Origin of the sequence: Jeotgalibacillus terrae, from assembly GCF_016908195.1 — a bacterium.
Lineage (GTDB): Bacteria > Bacillota > Bacilli > Bacillales > Jeotgalibacillaceae > Jeotgalibacillus > Jeotgalibacillus terrae.
On record NZ_JAFBDK010000002.1, the window covers coordinates 82,296 to 102,759 of the forward strand.

At 45.6% G+C, this 20,464-nt stretch carries 15 protein-coding genes; 2 read left to right on the forward strand and 13 right to left on the reverse strand.

The annotated features are described in order from the left end of the window. Nucleotides 1-103: 103 nt before the first annotated feature. From JOD21_RS02320 to JOD21_RS02335, 4 genes are all read right to left on the reverse strand, one after another. A complete protein-coding gene (locus tag JOD21_RS02320) occupies nt 104-4,852 on the reverse strand; it encodes a S8 family serine peptidase (RefSeq protein ID WP_204728055.1) in 4,749 nt (1,582 codons plus the stop codon). Between the two features lie 205 nt (nt 4,853-5,057). Beyond that, nucleotides 5,058-6,179, reverse strand: a complete 1,122-nt coding sequence (locus tag JOD21_RS02325; RefSeq protein ID WP_204728056.1) for a hypothetical protein — start codon at nt 6,177-6,179, stop codon at nt 5,058-5,060. An 11-nt stretch (nt 6,180-6,190) separates the two neighbouring features. Next, nucleotides 6,191-7,633 (reverse strand): MBOAT family O-acyltransferase, encoded by a 1,443-nt coding sequence (locus JOD21_RS02330; RefSeq protein ID WP_204728192.1) that lies wholly within the window; start codon nt 7,631-7,633, stop codon nt 6,191-6,193. Nucleotides 7,634-7,812: 179 nt separating this feature from the next. Further along, a complete protein-coding gene (locus tag JOD21_RS02335) occupies nt 7,813-8,334 on the reverse strand; it encodes a nuclease-related domain-containing protein (protein ID WP_204728057.1) in 522 nt (173 codons plus the stop codon). A gap of 245 nt (nt 8,335-8,579) precedes the next feature. Here JOD21_RS02335 and JOD21_RS02340 point away from each other — a divergent pair, with 245 nt between their 5' ends. Beyond that, nucleotides 8,580-9,107 carry a YehS family protein gene (locus JOD21_RS02340; RefSeq protein ID WP_204728058.1) on the forward strand — a complete coding sequence of 176 codons (528 nt, stop codon included), beginning with the start codon at nt 8,580-8,582 and terminating at the stop codon, nt 9,105-9,107. A 119-nt stretch (nt 9,108-9,226) separates the two neighbouring features. Here the strand turns inward: JOD21_RS02340 and JOD21_RS02345 are convergent, their stop codons facing one another. Further along, complete coding sequence (locus JOD21_RS02345) at nt 9,227-10,369, reverse strand: Gfo/Idh/MocA family protein (protein ID WP_204728059.1); 1,143 nt, start codon at nt 10,367-10,369, stop codon at nt 9,227-9,229. A 143-nt stretch (nt 10,370-10,512) separates the two neighbouring features. Then, nucleotides 10,513-11,700, reverse strand: a complete 1,188-nt coding sequence (locus tag JOD21_RS02350; protein ID WP_204728060.1) for an aminotransferase-like domain-containing protein — start codon at nt 11,698-11,700, stop codon at nt 10,513-10,515. 158 nt (nt 11,701-11,858) lie between these two features. On the opposite strand from JOD21_RS02350, the gene JOD21_RS02355 reads away from it, so the two are divergent. Then, nucleotides 11,859-12,383: a VanZ family protein gene (locus JOD21_RS02355; RefSeq protein ID WP_204728061.1), complete on the forward strand. Its 525-nt coding sequence runs from the start codon at nt 11,859-11,861 to the stop codon at nt 12,381-12,383. A 57-nt stretch (nt 12,384-12,440) separates the two neighbouring features. Here the strand turns inward: JOD21_RS02355 and JOD21_RS02360 are convergent, their stop codons facing one another. From JOD21_RS02360 to JOD21_RS02390, 7 genes are all read right to left on the reverse strand, one after another. Continuing rightward, complete coding sequence (locus JOD21_RS02360; protein ID WP_204728062.1) at nt 12,441-14,117, reverse strand: acyl-CoA dehydrogenase family protein; 1,677 nt, start codon at nt 14,115-14,117, stop codon at nt 12,441-12,443. Next, nucleotides 14,114-15,613 (reverse strand): class I adenylate-forming enzyme family protein, encoded by a 1,500-nt coding sequence (locus tag JOD21_RS02365; protein ID WP_204728063.1) that lies wholly within the window; start codon nt 15,611-15,613, stop codon nt 14,114-14,116. Before JOD21_RS02365 ends, JOD21_RS02360 begins: the two co-directional genes overlap by 4 nt. A gap of 5 nt (nt 15,614-15,618) precedes the next feature. After that, the gene (locus JOD21_RS02370) at nt 15,619-15,990 is read right to left on the reverse strand and encodes a MerR family transcriptional regulator (RefSeq protein ID WP_204728064.1); all 372 of its coding nucleotides are present in this window, start codon (nt 15,988-15,990) and stop codon (nt 15,619-15,621) included. Between the two features lie 200 nt (nt 15,991-16,190). Continuing rightward, nucleotides 16,191-17,393 carry an MFS transporter gene (locus JOD21_RS02375; protein ID WP_204728065.1) on the reverse strand — a complete coding sequence of 401 codons (1,203 nt, stop codon included), beginning with the start codon at nt 17,391-17,393 and terminating at the stop codon, nt 16,191-16,193. 263 nt (nt 17,394-17,656) lie between these two features. Next, nucleotides 17,657-18,451 carry an ABC transporter ATP-binding protein gene (locus JOD21_RS02380; protein WP_204728066.1) on the reverse strand — a complete coding sequence of 265 codons (795 nt, stop codon included), beginning with the start codon at nt 18,449-18,451 and terminating at the stop codon, nt 17,657-17,659. A 6-nt stretch (nt 18,452-18,457) separates the two neighbouring features. Further along, nucleotides 18,458-19,372: an ABC transporter permease gene (locus JOD21_RS02385; protein ID WP_204728067.1), complete on the reverse strand. Its 915-nt coding sequence runs from the start codon at nt 19,370-19,372 to the stop codon at nt 18,458-18,460. 61 nt (nt 19,373-19,433) lie between these two features. After that, nucleotides 19,434-20,423: an ABC transporter substrate-binding protein gene (locus JOD21_RS02390; protein WP_204728068.1), complete on the reverse strand. Its 990-nt coding sequence runs from the start codon at nt 20,421-20,423 to the stop codon at nt 19,434-19,436. Between the last annotated feature and the right edge of the window lie 41 nt (nt 20,424-20,464).

Consider the following 20,464-nt stretch of genomic DNA (forward strand, 5'->3'; position numbering starts at 1 on the left):
ACTTAAATCGTAGTGTAAACTCCGTCCCCCGGTTTCCAAAACCCCGGGACAGAGTCAGCACTCCACTCTTAATGGAGTATGAACTCCGTCCCCAAAGTCTCTTTTAGTATCCCTGTCTCAAAACCTCAACCAATCTTCCAAGCACGGCGGCCATCTGACCGCGTGTGAGCTGGTCTTTTGGTGCGAATGTGCCGTTTTCTTTACCTGTGATAAGGCCGAGCATTTCTGCCTGGTAGACGGCGTCGCGTGCGTAGCTTGAGATGTTGTCATGGTCTTTGAATTCGTTTGGCATGAATATAGTTGGTGCCAGGTATTCATTACTGTGGTTAATGCCGCGCATGATCATGGCTGCCATTTGTTCACGTGTGATTTGTTCGCCTGGCGCGAATGTGCCGTTTTCTTTACCTGTGATGATGCCTGCATGATAGGCTGCTTCGATTGCTGAAGCTGCCCAGTGATCTTCGCTTACGTCTGTAAATACGCCTTCAGCTTCTTCAATTGACAGCTGCATTGTACGCGAAAGCAGTACTGCGAACTCTGCACGTGTCAGGTTCAGGTTTGGTCTGAATTCGTCAGGTGTTTTACCTGTTGTGATATTCAGTGACGCGATTCTTTCGATTTCAGGGCGTGCCCAGTGATCTTTAATATCATCAAAAGTAACGTCGCCTTCAATTACCTGATATACACCTGGTGCAGTCATCATGTAGACAAGTCCATCGTCAAATTCTGATCCGCCTGCATAGTGCCATTTGTTATCTTTCCATTGCTGAACTGATACTTTCTTAACATCACTAACACTGCTGTCGTCATACACGACATTGGCAAGGAACATATGGTCAAACGTATCAACCATTTCCCCGTCTGCAACTGCAGTAAATCGGTATGCATCAGACAATGCTGTTGCATTTCCGCCAAGTTCTGCTGATTCATCCGTTGCAATGTTGAATGCCACACTGTCTGCAGATGCGTTCTCACTCAGGAATCCTGCAGGTACAAGCACCTGGAATGGTCCCGAGCGGAATTCAAGGTCTTTTTTCGCTGCAGCAAGTGTCTTAACAGCCGCCCCACTCATCATCAGCGTTGCATCTACTGTGCCATCCGCCTGCTGCGGAATTGCTTTTAGCATAAACAGTTCATTCGAATCTTTCACAATCTGCTTCGCTGCTTCTTCATCAATATTCAGAACGCGAGAATCATCTTCGCCTTCTTTGAATACGATAATGTCCTTTGTGTAACCAACATTTCCAGTCACATCAACTGCGATTACTTCAAAGTGATTTAATCCAGGCTGAAGGTCTAATTCAATATCTTCAACCGTTGTTTCAAGTGCTTTTTTCTCTAAAAGCTTTGTCGGAACTGATGCGAACTTTTCATCTCCATTTACATATAGACGAACGTCATCATAATTGTCTTTCAGATCAACGGAGATGACAGGATTATCAGCATTTTCATCAACAATATAAGGCACTTTATCGCCAGACAGTTTAACTTCAGGTGCTTCACTGTCTACGATAATTGTACGGTTAATGCTGATTTCATTGCCTTCTTTGTCTGTCGCAGAAACAATAATGTCATGAATGTCATCACTGTCGAATGTCAGACGCTTGAAGAACATGTACTCTCCTTCAAAAACTTCAAACGAATCAACAGCCTCACCATTTACAGTTACTTTTTCAACACTTGATGCATCTGTTACATAGCCGCTCACGAATGTTTCGCGGACAGGTGTCGGCTCAAAGAATGCCGGTGAATCAAGGTAGATTTGCGGTCCTTTTGTATCAGTACCCTGCTGTACAGTCGTTTTCACGCTATTGCCGGCAAAGTCAACCGCTTCAACCTGAATACGCTGGTCCGGATCAATCTTTTTAGTGAATGTGAATGACTCTTCTTCAGGTGACAGGTAAGACTCTGTCACACTCTGACCATCTACTAATACATTCACGTACTGAACGGCTTGATCGTCTTCAGCAGTAAAAGTGATAGTTGATGCAGCTGTATCAAGTGCTGCTTCAACTTCAGGATCTTCTGTATCGATTTTAACCGGAAGTGAAAGCTCCTGCCATTCTGCTCCGTCAAAATCAATTTTCGCCTGAAGCGTCAGATAGTACTGACCGTCAGCTGCTGTGCGGCCATTGACTTTACCGTCCCATGCCCACATTGGTGACGTTGTTTCAGCGTCCAAACCATCTCCGTATAAATAATTCTTACGAAGTTCGCGCTCAGTGCGGATTGTGCGCAGTTCGTCTCCATCTTCATCAGTGACTGTTACCTTCAGCTCTTTCGCATTTCTGAGAAGTGACACGACAGGTACAACTGCATCCTGCATGCCGTCTCCATCCGGAGAAAATGCGATCAGTTCAGGGTCTACAACGTACTCCTCAGCAAATGGATCAATGCCAAGATCCTCAGCCCATTCGCCAAACATGTCAAATGAACGCACACCAGTGAAGCCATAATAAGTCATTTCATCCCACTGAGGTTCATCAAAGATCGGCGGCGCGTTCCAGTCCCCTTTAAAGCCTGCATAAGGAACTGTCAGTACCGGGTTCATATCAGACGGATCTGTAAATGTTACAAACCCTTCTACAAAATAACCATTTTCAAAAATGTCTTCAGGTGTTACTACAACATCGTCCTGAAGCAATGTGACATCTGACAGATCGATTTCAACTTCAACTGTTTCAGTATCCATCGGTGCCACTTCAAGCGTTAATGCCTCTTCTCCATTTAAAAGAAGACCGGCACCAGTGATTTCCTGTCCGTAGATCAGGTTTGGTGCAATGAAGCCTTCTGTTAATGCATCTGTCTGCGCATTAACCGCAACATCATAAACGATTTCTTCATCTGTTAAGTTTTCAACCATCAGTTCAAATACAGCTGTGTCACCGTCAATTTCTTTCAGTGCAACTGCTGCATCACCTTCTGTGTCAGTGACAATTGCCGGTGCAGATAATGCTGCATGAAGCTGCATCAGTCCTGCTCCCTGACGTCGTGGTGAAATCGCAAGTCCATTTGGATCCATGACTGGCGCTGCTGTGTTCATCATGATCGTTTTTACCCAGTCAGATCTGTATTCTTTTGCGACTGTGTCTTTAAGCTGCTGCATCACAAGTGCAGATCCACCTGCGATATGCGGCGCAGCCATTGACGTACCGCCCATTACAGCGTATCCATCTTCATTATCAGTCGATAGAATACTGCCGCCTGGTGCTGTGATTTCCGGCTTGAACTCAAGGTCCGGTGTCAGTCCCCAAGACGTGAAATCACTTAACATACCAGCCGTCGGATTCGGCTGTGTCAGCTCGTCCCCGTTAAATGAAATCTCAACAACTGAACTGTCAGCAAGCGCTGCTGCCAGACGATCTCCTTCAGACTTCACCATAAATAACTGTGGAATGGTAATTTCCGGGTCAGTCGCCATACTCACAAAACCATCAGTATTATTGTAAATAATAACCCCTGCAGCACCTGCATACTGCGCATTCAGCGTCTTTGAAACGAAATCAAGTTCGCCACGCTGAATCAGTGCATATTTGCCAGCTACATCGATATCCATGAAGTCTTCTTCATAACCAAGACCAGCATGCACGACTTCAAAGTCCGTCTGCACATAATCTTCCGGATCTTCTTCATTCGCAACTGAATAAGGCGCAAGACCGGCTTCTTCACCGTCAATTGTCACCTGTACAGCTTTAGAATCAACAAATACGTTATCTAAAGATGCTACCGTTACAGCATTTTCAGACACGGCAGGTGAACCTACCAGGCCGTAATCCGGATTACTTGCGTATGGATAGTAATAATCGTCAGCAAATAATGCTGAGTTACCAGCTGAAATCGATACAAGAATTCCTGCATCCACAGCACGCTGAACCGCCTGCTGCTCAGGATCAGTTTCATCCACATAACCTGCAGTTGCACCAAGACTCATGTTAATCACATCCGCTCCAAGACGGATTGAATCGTCAATTGCCTTAATGAAAATGTCACTGTAAGTCGTGGAAATCAATGGATCACTGCCGAATACTTTCATCGCAAGCAGCTGCGCTTCAGGTGCAACACCTTTAATGCCGCCATTTTCAGTATCACCGTTTGCAGCCACTGTTCCCGCAACGTGCATTCCGTGAGACGCTTCCACACCAAAATCTTTTACCTGCTGATTTTTATCGAAATAGTTATAGCCATAAGGCATCTTTTCAGTCAGATAAGCCCCTTTCAGACCAAACTCTTCGATCGCAGCATTTACATCTGCTTCATCAAGTTTTACATCAGTATCTTCACTGATGACCATGTCACGGTGCGCAGGATCCATCCCTGAGTCAACAATCGCAACAACCAGGCCTTCTCCTTTATAACCGTATTCCTCCCATGCAAGCTCTTTTTCAATCAGCTCGCCTGAATAAGACATATCCGGTGATACTTCCGGACGCTCATACTCATTTGCAATATGTACTTTCTTCACACCGGCGATCTTCTCAATCTTCTCAAGATCTCCCGCCTGAACAGTCGTACTGAAACCATTCACAATCGTTGTGAATTCGTTCTCAACAGAAGCTGCCGTAAATTCCCCTACTTCATTCTTCGCAGCCTGCTGACTCTTCAGCACTTCATTAATAATCGCTTCCTGCTCAGCAGTACTCAGTTCCTGGAAATCCTCTCCTTCCTCAGAAGCAGCCTCCATCGCTGAATCACCCTCGAGCTCAATAATCACCCGAACCTCTTCATCCTGAGCCATACTCATTGAAACCTTACCGCTCTCCCGCACCGGCTTTTCCTTTGGCAACGCCCCAAAAGCAGCACTGCTAAAAGCAAGCATCAGCACAAGTACACTAACCAACAACTTCCTGCCCACAACCTCAACTCCAATCATATTCTAAATATTTCCTTGCCATACTATTATAGATGCAAATATTCAGAAAACGAAAGGGGTATTTTGGACTAATGTGGGATTTATTTGGGAAGAAGCGAATTTTTGGGGACGGAGTTGGCAAACAAAAAAAGAGCAGGACCATCCAGTCCCACTCTCAAAATTCCAATTTATTCATTGATTCATTGATTCATTGATTCATTGATACTACATCTTCCTCAGTCTCATCACGATTCACATATCCTACATTTCTCAGCTGATCCACATTGAAGTTGATCACTTGATTTTTCAAGTTCTCAAGTTGCTGATCATAGGCTGTTTTTGAAGTGACAGGGTCTTCAGAAGCGATTGTATTGATAATATATTCATTGATATATTCATAGTAATGAACGGCGTCTGCCATGTAATTTCCTGCGTCAAATGTGATTTCTTTTTGATCCTGAAAATCATAGAGTTCAGCATTGTCATACTGGCTCAGCAGTTCAAATACCTCTTCTTTAAATGCAAGTCTTTCTTCAAGGTAGCGGTTATGCTGCAGGTAATAACGGTGCTGATTGTAAACCGGATAGGGTGCGTAGAAAAACGTGAATGTTGTGTCCGGATTGTCTTCAATGACCTGAATAACGTTTTCTTTAAACGAAGCGATCATGACTTCTTTTGTTTCGTTTTCAGGATATTCCTGAAGCTCAGGTGCCCGCTGCAGCCAGCCGTCAATTCTTTCTATTGATTCTTCCGGTGCTACCTGTCCGAATTTATATAATTCTTCCGGATTTCGGCGCAGCTCATCATTTGACACGTTAGCCAGCACGTTATTCGCTGCAAGTCTTACATTATAAGAATGAAACAGATATTTAATATCGTTCAGTTTACTGTCATCATACATATAAGTAGGGAAAGGGGTCGCAGAATCCAGCACTTTTTCAGGATCCTCTGCAAATGAATAAAAGTTCAGCTCCCATATTACATGATTCAACTGCTCATTCTCCTGAAGCGCGAATTGCGCAACCATCGACTGTTCTTTTGCATAGGAGGAAGCAAGTGAACCATTCAGGCTTTCGGTGTTCAATGTGTCATCCACATAGTCTTCTCTGAAATTCCGCCCCATTGAAGTAGCCGTGATCAGTGTTTCATATTCTTTATTTCGCAGCAGCCCCGGCATCTGATACCTGGCATCTGCATTATATTGAGGCTCGATCAGCCCTTCATCACGGTAATAAAAAAGTGGATCCAGTATATAAAAAGCCAGTGCGATCGTGCCCACAAGTCCTATGACTGAACTGAAAAACAACATAATAAACTTTTTGCCGGACAATGATTTCACCTCTAAAAGTTAAAGTAAATAAATTCGCTTACTCTCGTTAAATACAGTAAGGATGCTACAAATATAAGACTGACAGCCACTCCTGAGCGGACATTCGGTTTAAATTCTTCCAGTCTCTCAATTGAATTCTTCGTAAAGAATACAAGGATGTAGCCTAACATTACCAGTAACATCGTTGACCAGCCAAAGAAATAAGGCGTTGCCTGAAAGTTCATATTTAAAACACTGCTCAATACTGCTGACAAGCCAGGTGGTAAATCGAGTGCCTGGAAGTTAAACATCTTTACGACCATCTGATTTGCCGTAGTCAGATCAGGTGCTCTGAAATAAACCCATGCAACGTGAACGAATAAAAATGTGATGCCCAGTGCAACTAAGCGCGGCAGTCGGTATTTCCCTTTACTCCATGCCCGGTAGATTATACTTGCCACACCATGCATGACGCCCCACACAATAAATGTCCAGCCGGCACCATGCCAGAATCCGCTGATAAAGAAGATCAGAAATAAATTAATATATGTTCTGGTCGGTCCTTTCCTGCTTCCGCCAAGCGGGATATATACATACTGCGTGAAGAAACGTCCCAATGTAATATGCCACCTTCTCCAGAACTCCTGAATGTTCAAGGATTTATATGGAGAATTAAAATTCACAGGTATTCTGAAGTTAAAAAGTAATGCAAGTCCGATAGCCATATCACAATAGCCGCTGAAATCAAAATACAATTGAAGTGTGTAGGCTAATGTCGTAATCCAACTGTCGACAACTGAAAGTGCCGCAAGATTTCCATAACCGTCATTTGCATACTGCGCAAATGTATCAGCAATTAACACCTTTTTAGCAAGACCGATGCTGAAAATAAACAGGCCGGATGAAAAGTTCAGAGATTTGAACACCGCATTCTTTTTATCTTTAAACTGTGAAATCATTTCGCTGTGGTGAACAATCGGCCCCGCAATCAGCTGCGGGAAAAATGTGACGAATAGTGAATAATCGACAAAATTGTATGTGCCTGTCTCACCGCGATAACTATCCACTATGTAAGCTATCTGCTGGAAAGTGAAAAAACTGATAGCCAGCGGAAGTGCGATCTCAAGCAGCGGCCAATTCGTCTGAAAAAATTGATTTGTATTCTCTATAAAAAAATCAAAATATTTAAAATAGCCTAGCAGCCCAACATTAAAAACAACACCCAAAACTAAAAACAGCTTCTTATAACCTATTTTCACAGATCGATTGATCAGAATCGATACAAAATAATTTACAAAAACGGATGCCAAAATTAAAGGGAGGTAACTAATATTCCAGAAACTATAAAAATAAAGAGAAGCAAGGACCAGTACCAGTCTTGAATATATTTTATTATCCAATTTTAATAAAAGATAATACAGTACCACCACTACTGGTAAAAACCCTAATATAAACACATAGGAATTGAAAAGCACTTTGAACATCTCCTTAAAACTCTAGCTCACTAACTAGAAAAAACTACCACAGTCAGTTAAGGAGAGTCAACCTTTTTCGGGAAAACCCACCTTTTCTCACACTGTACAGAAAAATTTTCAACTTGAGCTTATGACATGATGAAAAGCCCTGAGAGTGACAAACTCCCGGGCCTTGTAAGTCACTTATTCATCCAACTAAATCCACGCTCAAGTATATTCAAGTGGTGCGGCTTAATCGGTTTTTCCTGCTGGACGTTTTTCTTAAGAATAATGCGCTCTATGTATTCAGGAATTTCACTTTCACTGAGCAGCCACTGATTGCCTTCTATGTTTTTATGGTTGCCTGGGACATTGATCTTGACCCGTTTTTTGAAACCTACGATTGAATAGAAGTAGTCGTGGAAATATGGAGGGAGTATTTTCTTTAGGGCTTGTATGATTTTTTCATTTTCCTGCAGAGGATTTTTCATTCTCACATCTCCGTCTGACAGCCAGATCGGCCGCTCCTGCGTTCCGTCAATCATACCCCTTGCTTCATTATATTGAATCACGAAAATGCCGCCACTTGTAAAAACAATCCGGTCAATCATCAACTCATCGTCAAGTGTACGATGCGACAGATTCAGCTGAGTCAGTGTACGATTTTCTATTTTTAAATTTAATGTGTTTTCATTATCAAGGCTTGTTAAAGCATGAACCATGATCCGCCACCCTTTTTCATTTTAAATTAACAGATAATTCTATTATATCTTTCAGTTTCCAGATAAAAAGGTTATATGACAAATTAATGAAAAAGGTCCTATAACAAATTTTGACGAATAGTTCTATCAACCTGCATTTTATATATAAAATGCTCTCACTCTGTCGAATTCTGAATCCAGCTGGAATCCAATCATAATTCCTGCTAAAATAACTAAAGCCGTTCGAACTGAAAAGGAGAACTGATATGACAAATAATGATATTTTAATCCGTTTACGATATGCACTGGATATTAAAAACGTTGATATGATTGAAATTTTCCGCCTTGGCGGAGTCGATGTAACGAAGGATGACGTCCTGAAGATTCTTACGAAGGTTGATGAGGACACATTTTATGATCACGATGAGCCCGAAGAAACTGATGAGTATATCAAATGCACCAATTCAATGCTTGAATCCTTTTTAAATGGATTTATCACTTTTAAAAGAGGACCACAAAAATCAAAAACGGGAGAACCCGTTAAACCTGATCGCTCCATCAAAAATCATGCAAGCGTCAATAACGTCCTGCTCAAAAAAGTAAAAATTGCCCTCTCCCTAACCAGCGAAGACATGCTCGACATCTTTGACCGTGCAGGCATCACAGTCACAAAAGGCGAACTCGGCGCACTGCTCAGAAAAGAAGGCCAGAAAAACTATAAGCCATGCGGCGACCGTTTTGCACGGAACTTTTTGAAGGGATTGACGTTGAAGTTTCGTGATAATGTGAATTGATTTTTGGGGACGGAGTTTAGACTCTGCTTTTTTGGGACAGAGTTTGAATTCCTGTGGACGGAGTTGGCACTCCATTTGGAGTATCAACTCCGTCCCCATTTTCTCTTTCCCGTTCCATCTCAAACCTCCACCCATCTCTCCTCCTCAGCACTCTTCAAAATCGCATCCACAATTCTCATATTATAATGTCCTGCTTCAAAATCAGCGAAATCGCTTTGCACACCCGAATGCTCAATTTTGTTATAAAACGAGAGCATCAAATTTTTGAGACAGTCAGGCCAGCCTTCCTGATGTCCGCCAGGGAAGTGTGCGTAGCTGCTGGCGGTTTCTGACAAAAGGCCCGGATCTTTCATGAGCAGTTGATTTGGTTCGCTTCGTTTGCCGATCCATAACCGGTTGGGTTCCTCCTGATCCCATTCCAGCGTCCCGTCTCCCAGTGAAACAGTGTAGTGAAGATGATTTTTTTTGCCGGCTGTTACCTGGGAGACGTTGAACATCCCCTTCACCCCATTTTCGAACTGAACCAGCACGTTGCCGGCATCTTCTGTAGAAATGTCGACTGATGTAAATGCCTGTCCAGGTTCATTTGAAAAAGTTGAGCCTTCAGATACTGTGGGTTTTTTTCGTGTGGAATGAAGGGTTGTCAGATCAGCCATCACGCGGATGATGCGGCTGCCAACCAGATGCTGAAGGGTATCACACCAATGCGAACCGATGTCAGCTATGGCTCTGGACTCCCCGTTCAGCTGAGTATCCATGCGCCAGCTGTAGTCAGTATCATAAAGACACCAATCCTGCAGATAACCGCCAGAAACAAGGTGCGGGCGTCCCATCTCCCCATTCGCAATGCGGATTCTTGCTTCTTCAACGATCGGATAATGCCTGTAGTTAAAACAGACACCGTGGACCAGACCAGAATCTTTAGCAATTTGAAGTAGTTCAGCAGACTGCTCACTATTTAAAGCGAGCGGCTTCTCAGAAAGCACATGCTTTCCAGCAAGCAGAATTTTCTTATTCAGCTCATAGTGAAGCACATTAGGCGTGCAGTTATGTATGACTCGAATCTCGGGATTTTCCAACAGCTCATCAATCGATGAATACGCATAAGCAAGCCGGTACTCCGCTGCAATCCGTTCCGCCTTCTCTATAGACCTCGACACAATCGCAGCTGCCTCCACCCCCGGTAGCCGTTTCAACGCCTCTAAATGCGCCATCGCTGAAAAACCAGTACCTACCACCGCTGCACGAATTAACTCTTTCATCTTCTCCATCCCCTTTGCGGATAAATGAATATTCAGATAGTGGTATTATAGCACTTCTTTGGGGACGGAGTTTACACTCCACGAAAAAGGGACAGAGTTCGCTCTAAAATAGAGTCTGAACTCCGTCCCCAAAAAACGGAGTGTCATCTCCGTCCCAAAACCTCAGCCAATCTTCTCACTCCCTCCACAATCTCTTCTTCCCTCGCCGCACTGAACGACAGCCTCAGTTTATCCTGTCCGTGCTCCTGTTCTAGACAGAAATGTTTTCCGGGAATGTAGGATACGCCTTTCTGTGTGGCTTGGTTTAAAAGTTCTGTAGTATCAACACCCGGAGCAGTTAGCCAGATGAAGTAGCCTCCGTCAGGCTTGGTCCAGGTTACTTCGCGTGGCATATATGTAGTGAGTGCGTCAATCATTGCATGGCATTTACGATGGTAAACGTCCCGGCATGACTGAAGATGACTCTCCCAGTCCACGGATGCCAGAAAAGTTGCCATGACAGATTGTGCAAATGGATGGTCCAGATCTTTTTTGAAACGGAACAGGGTCTGAATCCATTCCCGGTCAGCTGCTACCCATCCAATACGCATGCCTGGTGCAACAACTTTTGATAACGAGCCGATATAGAGCACTCTGCCTTCACGATCCAGAGATTTTAATGTGGGGACGGGTTCGTGAAAATGAAGTTCCCCGTATGCGTCATCTTCCATCACCAGAAAATCGTAAGTTGATGCCAGGTTGAGCAAATGTTTTCTACGTGTTATAGACATCGTTGTTCCTGTTGGGTTTTGAAAGGTTGGAATAGTATAAAGCACCTTTGGCATTGGTTTCCCTTTCTGCTTTCTTTTCACCAGCAACTCTTCCAACATATCAGTATTCAACCCATGTTCATCAACAGGAACGGTCAGAATCCGGCCAGTATAATTTTGAAAAATCTCGAGTGCTTCCATGTATGTTGGTGATTCCAGGATAATGTACGTGTCTTCATCAATTAAAATTCTTGCTATCAGATCAATTGCCTGACACGCTCCTGAAGTAATCAGCAATTCCTCGCGTTTCACACTAATGTTTCTTTCGGTCATACGCTCGAGTAACTGCGTATGCAGCTTTTCGATTTGCGGGCTGCCGATATAATGGAGCGGCAGGTCACGCTCTTCATTTAAAAGGAGTGTCACTGCCTGACTCAGTTCATCTACAGGGACCAGTGAGGCATCAGGAAAGCCAGAGCTGAGACGCACACATCCTTTAGGCACATGCGGCATCCATGTGCCAGGGGGATCTTGTTTGATCGCTGAATGGATGTTTTTAGAAAAATAGTATAAATATTTCATAATGTAAGACCTCCATTTTTTGAACAGAGTTTATACTCCAATATAACAGGATAAAGTTAACAGACTATAAACTCTGTACCCAATCAGCACTTCAATTTAAAACCATTTTATTATAAAATAAAATCAGAACTTTCAGAAAAAATAATCGGAGTGACTATATGGATAAAATTAAACAGCCAGCTACACTGTTTCTGGCCATACCAATTGGACTGATTCTCATAATCGTCGCCTACTCTTCCTCACAAACGTATGAACAGCAAACGCTCATTCCTGTGATGAAAAGTCTGTCTGCTCCTGACTGGCTGCGTGCCCTCATGGATCAGGTCAGCTTCACTTATGCAGGGAGTCTGGTCAGCACTCAGTCATTGGGCTACGCAGGATTCACTGAATTCTTTTTAAGAAAAGGCGCACACGTCATTATCTTTTTTTCAATCAGCTTTTTTCTCTTCAGACTGCTCATTCATCTGATTCCATCGGTGAAAAAGGCAGCATCACTAAACTTGGCTCTTGTTATTCTTTTTGCATTCAGCGATGAATTTCATCAGTACCTTACAGGTGGAGGACGGACACCCACATTTCACGATATCATACTCGATACAACCGGAGGGATACTCGGTTTAGCCGTGGCGTTTGGTATTTTTGTGCGTTATAAGAAACGGCGGAAGAATTGGGGACGGAGTTAACACTCCATTTGAAGTGTTAACTCCGTCCCCAAAAAACGAAGTGCCAACTCCGTCCCCCTAAACCCCGCTCATCAACTCCCCAAATCCATCCACAGTCCTCATCTCACCGCCAAACTCTCTCACCCCCCAGACCTCTTCACAAAACACATCACACAGCATACGTTCCCTTTCACCATGTCTCACTGCAAACCCCGCTGTCAGCAAACATTCTGTGAGTTTGGTCATTTCTTTCATCATGTGTTTGGCTTCAAATGTTTGCAGGTCTGTGGGCATTTGTTTGAACTGTCTCAGCTCTTTCAGAATGCGCCCCGCCTGTTTTTCAAGCTCAGTATGCCATGATGAAGCTTGGATCGCTTCCAGCTGTGCCTCCACCCACTTCACAAAAATATCGTCAATGCCGTTTTTCAGCAGACGGATCAGTTCGAGAGCCAGGATGTTTGCTGTGCCTTCCCAAACGGTCAGCACCTGGGCATCACGGAGCAGCCGCGGTGTAACGAAGTCTTCGATATAGCCGTTGCCGCCGTGCATTTCGATTGCTTCATGCGAAAAGTGAATCGCATTTTCAGCGGTTTCTTTTTTCAAAAGAGCGATCAGCAGTCTTACAAGCAGGCCTTCTTCACGGCTGGCTGATCCATCAGTCACTTTGTCATACAGCGCGATCAGTTCGAATACGCTGACCGTTTCTGCGTGAAGAGTAGCGGCCATTTTACCAAGGGAATCTTTTACCATCGGATACTGGGTGAGCGGCGCTCCGAACGCTTCCCGTTTTTCAGCGTAGTCTTTTGACTCTAAAAGGGCCCGCCGCATAATGCCGATTGAGGCGACTGCGTTACAGATGCGCGAGAGGTTCAACGCCTCGAGCATATAGTTGATTCCTCTTGCCGGATCGCCGACAACATAAGCTTTTGCTCCGTCAAATTCCACTTCACCTGATGGCACTGCGCGCACGCCGAGCTTATCTTTCAGACGCCTGATTTTCACACCGTTTAATTCACCATTTTCTCTCCACGGCACTGCGAAAAGTGTGAGTCCTTTAGAACCTGACGGCGCTCCTTCCATCCTCGCAAGCACCATCACTACACCAGCCATACCGGCATTTGATGCGAAATATTTTTCTCCGTAAAGACGGTATTCACCGTTTTCAAGCACCGCTTTTACCACATTGGCCCCGACATCTGATCCTCCCTGACGCTCTGTCAAAAAGGTCGCACCTTCATACAGCGGCAAGTCACCGGTTGAACAGACGTGCGGTAAAAAGCGGCTTTTTACACTGTCATCTGCATAATGATCGAGCAAATAAGCGGTCGCCATGGTGAGCGTTACCGGGCAGTAAAAACCCGCTTCCGCATGCGATACGAGAAAGCCCTGTGCAAAACTGTACAGATAGTTCCCCTTACGCCCCAGCGGCGGAATCGGCTCATGAACGTAGCCGACAATCCCGCTCCCGTAAACCTGCCGCACAGTTTCCGCGTATCCCTCATTCACCCAGACCTTCGACTGATCATTCCCAAACCGGTCATACTTCTCAAGGCTCGGCGCCCCCTCGCGATCTGTGTGCCGCGCCCGCTCGTCAATCTCGTTCGCTGCAGCACGGCCAAGTTCAGGGAGTTCTCCGCCTGCAAACTCATAAAGCGCATCATCCAGCTTTTCTTTCAACAATTTTTTTAATGTCTCGTTTCCCTCAAAAAAATTCCGTTTGGTATCCAGACGCTCCTCAGTCAGCACACGCGTCATTTCGCCACCACCTCACGCAGCACTTGTTTTAAGATTTTGCCTGAAGCATTCCTCGGCAGTGCCTCCACCTGTTCATAGATCTTTGGAACTTTGAATGACGCAAGCTTTTTCGCTAAATGAGATGAAAGCTCGCTGTCACTGATCTCCGTTTCAGCAGCAAAAACAGCTTTGACCGTCTCTCCCCACTGAGGATGCGGCACACCAATCACTGCTGCTTCACGCACGCCTGGCACAGTCAGCATTGCTTCTTCAATCTCTTTTGGATACACGTTCACTCCACCTGATATAATGAGATCCTTTTTACGATCCACAACCCAGATGTAGCCGTTCTTATCACGTGTTGCAAGGTCCCCAGTCCGTAGCCAGTTGCCCGTCATTGTTTTAGCAGTCGCTTCAGGATCTTTGTAATACCCGAGCATATTGCCTTCCCCGCTCAGCAAAATTTCCCCAACTTCATCCGGCCCGGCCTCTGTGCCATCCTCATTGAAAATCTGCAGATCAGTATGAAGCGGCGCACGCTTTCCAATACTGCCTGCTTTTTCAGCGTGTTCGTCAGCATGCAGCAATGAACCGCTCGGACCCGCTTCAGTGAGGCCATATACACAGACCAGCCGATCCGTGTGAAATGCGGCGGAAATTTTCTCAATCTCACCTTTAGATAAAGGAGAGCCTCCATAAATCCACCACTTCATCGATGACAGATCCGCCCCCTTAAGCTTCGGATGCCCTGCTGTCAGTAAATAAGCAACCGGCGCACCAAAAAAGTGAGTAGTCCGCTCCATCTCAACCGTTTCAATCAGCAGCTCAGGTGTAAATGTCGGTGTCAGCACAAGCGTTGAACCCACATACAACCCTGCCATTAAAAATAAATGGAGCGGCGCAGAATGGCTGAGCGGCATCATTAACAGGATCCTGCTTTCAGGCTTCACCTCCATCTCCACGGCAATCATAGAGGCCACTGTAAAAATGTTGCGATAGCTGAAAAGCACGCCTTTAGGGCGCCCCGTCGTCCCTGACGTATAAAGAATAGTTGATTCATCATCCTCTTTGGACTGGCTAATCAATTCCTCATCACTTTGGATAAACATGTTATTGTAAGAAAGCCAGCCTTCTTCAGGAGCTCCTGTCGTAATCAGGATTTCAGGTGATGGCAAACCTTTTGCCGCACCTTCCACCCACTCGTGAACGATCAGCGCTTTTGCATCAGAATGATCTAAAATATACGCAAGTTCCTCAGCCGTCAGCTTCACATTAACCGGCACCACCACTGCATCCAGCCGCTGAACTGATATGTAAGCGATTACAAATTCAGGCGTATTCGGTAAAAACAGCGCGACCTTATCACCCTTTTGAATGCCCTGCTGCTTTAACCCCTGACTGAACTGATTGACCTTCTGATTCAGCTCACCATAAGTCATTCCGTTCCCCATAAAGCGCAGCGCATCACGACCTCCATACTTTCTTGCCTGAAAAGCCACTAATGATGATGTGTTCATTCTCCCTACCCCTTTTCACGTAATTTTTGTTCAAATTCCTGCAGGAGTCCTTGCATCTCACCCTTCATTTCCTCAAGTTCAGCAATCTTCTCATCAATTTCCGCCGTCCGCTGCCGGCCATATTCAACCGTCCGTTCGAGCTGTCTGCGCCCCGAACGATCCAGATCAAACAGCAGCACCATCTCCTTAATCTCATCAAGCGAAAAACCAAACCGCTTTCCCCTGAAAATCAACTTCAACTTCGCCAAATCACGCGCACCAAACAACCGGACATTCCCCTCAGAACGCTCAGGACAAACCAGTCCAAGCTCCTCATAATAACGGATCGTCCGCGTCGACACCCCAAACAACTTAGCCACCTCACGAATCGTCATCATCTCACCCCTGCATAAAAATAAAATATCATTTACGTTAACGTTAAGTTCAAGAGGGGGAAGGGAAATTCCTTTATTGGGGACGGAGTTAACACTCCACAAGAAATATGAACGCTGTCCCCGATAATCAGAATACAGCAAAAGGGACGGAGTTTAGACTCCATATGAAGTCTAAACTCCGTCCCCAAAATCTCTCTGTGCCCCTAAAACTCTCTCATCCGCCGCAGCACCACCGCAATTATTGCAGCTAATCCAAGCAGACCTGCCAGTAAAAACCAGGCCGTATGGAAGTTTCCGCTAATATCGATGGTGAGGCCGAAGAGTGGCGGCAGGATAATGACGCCTGCTGAACCGATGGTAAGGCTGACGCCGCTTGCTGCTCCGGCTTGTTCTTTTGGTGTGAGTTCGGTTGCGATATTCATCCATAGACCGTTAAATCCGGAGACAGCGAAACCGAGTATGATGACGATGAAAACGAGCAGTGGCACCGGTACACCATCCGATAAGAACGCCATTCCAAGCGTCCCTGTCAACGCCGTTATGATAATCATCATGAGTACTGGGAATCTCTTCCCCCCGAATATTGAATCGCTCACCGTTCCCCACAGAATCCGTCCAACCGACCCGCCTACTTCTGATAAAACGAGCATCGTTCCTGCAATTGCAAGACTTAGAAACAATTCATCTGTTACAAAAAATAATAAATACGTGTTCACACTCATTTGTGATCCGTTTAAAATGAGGGCAATTACACTGATCATCAACAGTGGTTTATATGTAATCAGGCTGCGCATACCGCCTTTCATTGACGGTTCGCGGCCGGTTTTTTCAGCCAGCTGCTCTCTGTAAAAGCAGTAGGCAACGACACCGCTCAGCATCAGCACAACACATGCCGCTGCGAGTGCAATCCGCCAGCCGAACATAACTGCAAGCGGTAAAAGTGCAATAGCAGCAAGGGCAGAACCGAATGTGACACCCATTTGTTTGATGCCCATAGCAGTTCCCCGTTTAGCTGGAAACCAATACAAAATACCCCGATTCGTTACAGGATGGGTGGCTCCGTATCCCATGCCGCCAATCATAATAAAAAATAGCAGCATATAAAACGATGAGGCAAACGTTCCAACTAAAAATGCACTTCCGAGCACGAGACAAAGCAGCAGCAAAAGCCGTCTGGTCCCAATCTTATCCGTCAGCATCCCAGCCGGAATACTCACCAGCATCTGACCCAAAAACAAAAAAGAAGGCAGCAACCCTACCTGCGCCTTCGTCAGCATAAGATCCTCAGCAATTAAAGGTCCAAGCGGCGCAAGCGAACGCCCCACAAGCGCCACCGCCACCTGAGCCAAAAGCAGCCAGCCCAGCATCTGCCATGAAGTTGAAAGTTGTCTATGTATCGTTGACATGGTGTTGGCTCCTTTCTGACATTCTTTCATATATGTAATCTATCTTGTTCAAAAGTCTTAATGGATGATACTTACATCTTAACATTATGTCACAGATAGCATATAACAAAAGAGACTGCTCAACGCTACGATAGGTGTAGTGTTGAGCAGTCTCTTGACTTGTATTTGGGGACGGAGTTAACACTCCACTTGAAGTGTTAACTCCGTCCCCAAAATAACCAAACTCTGTCCCTGCTATGCAGAGTGCCAACTCCGTCCCCAAGCTATCCTCCAAGCAAAGTCCGATCCGACAACTCCGTCCCCTTCATTTTGCCGAATTCGTTCAGCAGGTCTGAGACGGTGAGGTGCTTTTTACGAGCGCCTTCTTCTTCAAAGATGATCTGGCCTTTGTCCATCATGAGGATGCGGTTGCCGAGGTCGACGGCTTGCTGCATGTTGTGAGTGATCATGATGGTTGTGAGCTGTTCGCGCTCGACGATTTCTTTGGTGAGCCGTGTGATCAGTGCGGCTCTTGATGGGTCGAGTGCAGCTGTATGTTCATCAAGCAGCAGCAGGTCCGGCTTTGTGAATGTAGCCATGAGCAGTGAGAGGGCCTGGCGTTCCCCTCCTGAGAGCAGTCCGACTTTTGCACGCAGACGGTCTTCAAGGCCAAGTCCGAGTGTCTCTAGCTGCTCTTTAAAGAAAGTTCTCCGTTTAGCGGTAACGCCTGGACGAAGTGTACGAGGCTTCACGCGGCTGTAGGCAATCGCCAGGTTTTCTTCAATGGTAAGCGTGGGTGATGTCCCGGCCATCGGGTCCTGAAAGACACGGCCAATTCTTCTGGCACGTTTATATTCCGACAGTCTGGTTACGTCCTGGCCGTTAATGACGACTTCACCCATGTCAGGAAACATTTTACCGGCAATTATATTAAAAAGCGTTGATTTACCGGCTCCGTTACTACCGATGATCGTGATGAAGTCACCTTTTTTTACATCGAGACTGATCTCATCAATCGCCACTTTTTCGTCAGGCGTTCCTTCATTAAATACTTTGTAGATCTCGTTTAGCTGAAGCATGGGTCACTATCCTTTCTGCGCGCTGAGTCGTAGGCGGCGCTGTCGTTTTCGCATCGTTTCTTTCTGCTTGGCAATGGCTTTTGGCAGGACGAGGGCTAAAATCACGATGATCGCTGTGATCAGCTTCAGGTCGCCTGTTTCGAGAAATTCCACGCGCAGTGCGAGGGCCACAATGATGCGGTAAATGATTGCTCCGACAATGACTGCCAGCGTTGTGCGAATGATTGTTTTTTTACCGAAAATCGCTTCACCAATAATGACAGAGGCGAGGCCGATCACGATCATTCCGATCCCTGCGTTCACGTCCGCAAAGCCGCTGTATTGTGCGACAAGTGCACCAGCAAGTGCAACGAGTGCGTTAGATAAGCCAAGTCCGAACACTTTATAAAAATGAATGTTTCCTGAAAAAGACGTAATCATTAGATGATTATCACCCACCGCTCTTAAAGCCAGACCGAATTCCGTTTTTAAAAAGAAATCGAGCAGCACTTTTACGACAAGTACGACTGCTACCATGACACCCATAATCGCCCATGTGCCGCCGATGCCTTCACGGATCCATGTGAAAAGGTGGGTCTGCGTGAGGAGCGATACGTTCGGTGCGTCCATAATGCGCAGGTTGATTGAATAGAGTGCAATCATCATTAAGATTCCTGATAAAAGCGGATTAATTCCGCCGACTGTATGAAGCAGTCCTGTAATCACACCTGCGATAAAACCTGCCGCAAATGCCGCTGTTACAGCGATCAGCGGATTTGCACCGTTAACAAGCATGATCGCTGCAACTGCCGCCCCTGTTACAAAGCTACCGTCAACAGTCAGATCCGGAAAATCAAGAATTCTGAAAGATAAATAAACGCCAAGCGCCATTAAAGCAAACATCAGTCCAACCTCAACCGACGTGAAAATAGACATCCACATACAACTCTTCCTCTCTCCCTTTGATCAAAAAGAGCGAAGCAGCGCGCTCCGCTCATTGCTTTTACTCTGTAAATTCAGCCATCTCTTCCCATTCCGGCTTGATCTCAATGCCCATCTCTTCAGCCGCATCCTTGTTGATCATCAGCTTCAGATTGCCCGGGTACTGAACCGCCATTTCACCAGGATCAACGCCTTCTGTTAAGATCTCAACTGCCATCTGACCGGCTTCATAACCGATATCCCCATATTCAAACCCGTAAGCTGCAAACCCGCCGCGCGCTACAGAATCAAGTTCGCCGACAAACAGTGGAATATCCTGATCGTTTGCCACACTGATCACAGATTCGAGCGCTGAGACAACGGTATTATCCGTAATAATGTAAAATGCATCTACTTTTCCAACAAGCGATTCAGCTGCCTGTTTCACGTCTGCAGATGTTGAAACAGCCGCTTCTTCAACTGTCACGTCTGATCCGACAGCTTCTTTTACCGCGTCAACCTGAACAACAGAATTCGGCTCGCCTGCGTTATACACCATTCCGATCGACTTCACATCAAGCTCACTCGTCATAAACTCAACCGTATTAGAAATCGCATCCGGATGCATATCCGTCGTACCCGTCACATTACCACCCGGTGCCTCCATATCCTCAACAAGACTTGCCGCTAAAGGATCCGTCACCGATGTAAACACGATCGGAATATCCGTCGTCGCATTCAGTGAACTAAGCGCACTAGGCGTAGAGTTAGCAAAAATCAAATCCACACCATCCGCCACAAACTTCTGCGAAATCGACTGACTGTTATTCTGATCACCCTGTGCCACCTGATCATCAAATGTCACATCAAGTCCGGCCTCTTCAAATGCACGCTTAAATCCTTCCGTTGCCGCATCGAGTGAAGGGTGCTCAACAATCTGCGTAACCCCTATCGTATATGAATCTGAACCGCCCTCACCATCAGCAGCAGACGTCTCAGAAGTCTCCTCACCACAAGCCGATAAAATCAACACCGCAGACAACGCTGCACCAGACAACCAAACCTTCTTCATAAAAAATACCCCCATATCAATTCACTTTTTCACTTCGACGC

Bases quoted from the DNA above. Each gene is read 5' to 3' on its own strand.
- JOD21_RS02335 (WP_204728057.1), bottom strand. From the start codon at position 8,334: ATGGTTCATGCTTTAACAAGCCTTGATAATGAAAACACATTAAATTTA.
- JOD21_RS02340 (WP_204728058.1), top strand. From the start codon at position 8,580: ATGACAAATAATGATATTTTAATCCGTTTACGATATGCACTGGATATT.
- JOD21_RS02345 (WP_204728059.1), bottom strand. From the start codon at position 10,369: ATGAAAGAGTTAATTCGTGCAGCGGTGGTAGGTACTGGTTTTTCAGCG.
- JOD21_RS02350 (WP_204728060.1), bottom strand. From the start codon at position 11,700: ATGAAATATTTATACTATTTTTCTAAAAACATCCATTCAGCGATCAAA.
- JOD21_RS02355 (WP_204728061.1), top strand. From the start codon at position 11,859: ATGGATAAAATTAAACAGCCAGCTACACTGTTTCTGGCCATACCAATT.
- JOD21_RS02360 (WP_204728062.1), bottom strand. From the start codon at position 14,117: ATGACGCGTGTGCTGACTGAGGAGCGTCTGGATACCAAACGGAATTTT.
- JOD21_RS02365 (WP_204728063.1), bottom strand. From the start codon at position 15,613: ATGAACACATCATCATTAGTGGCTTTTCAGGCAAGAAAGTATGGAGGT.
- JOD21_RS02370 (WP_204728064.1), bottom strand. From the start codon at position 15,990: ATGATGACGATTCGTGAGGTGGCTAAGTTGTTTGGGGTGTCGACGCGG.
- JOD21_RS02375 (WP_204728065.1), bottom strand. From the start codon at position 17,393: ATGTCAACGATACATAGACAACTTTCAACTTCATGGCAGATGCTGGGC.
- JOD21_RS02380 (WP_204728066.1), bottom strand. From the start codon at position 18,451: ATGCTTCAGCTAAACGAGATCTACAAAGTATTTAATGAAGGAACGCCT.
- JOD21_RS02385 (WP_204728067.1), bottom strand. From the start codon at position 19,372: ATGTGGATGTCTATTTTCACGTCGGTTGAGGTTGGACTGATGTTTGCT.
- JOD21_RS02390 (WP_204728068.1), bottom strand. From the start codon at position 20,423: ATGAAGAAGGTTTGGTTGTCTGGTGCAGCGTTGTCTGCGGTGTTGATT.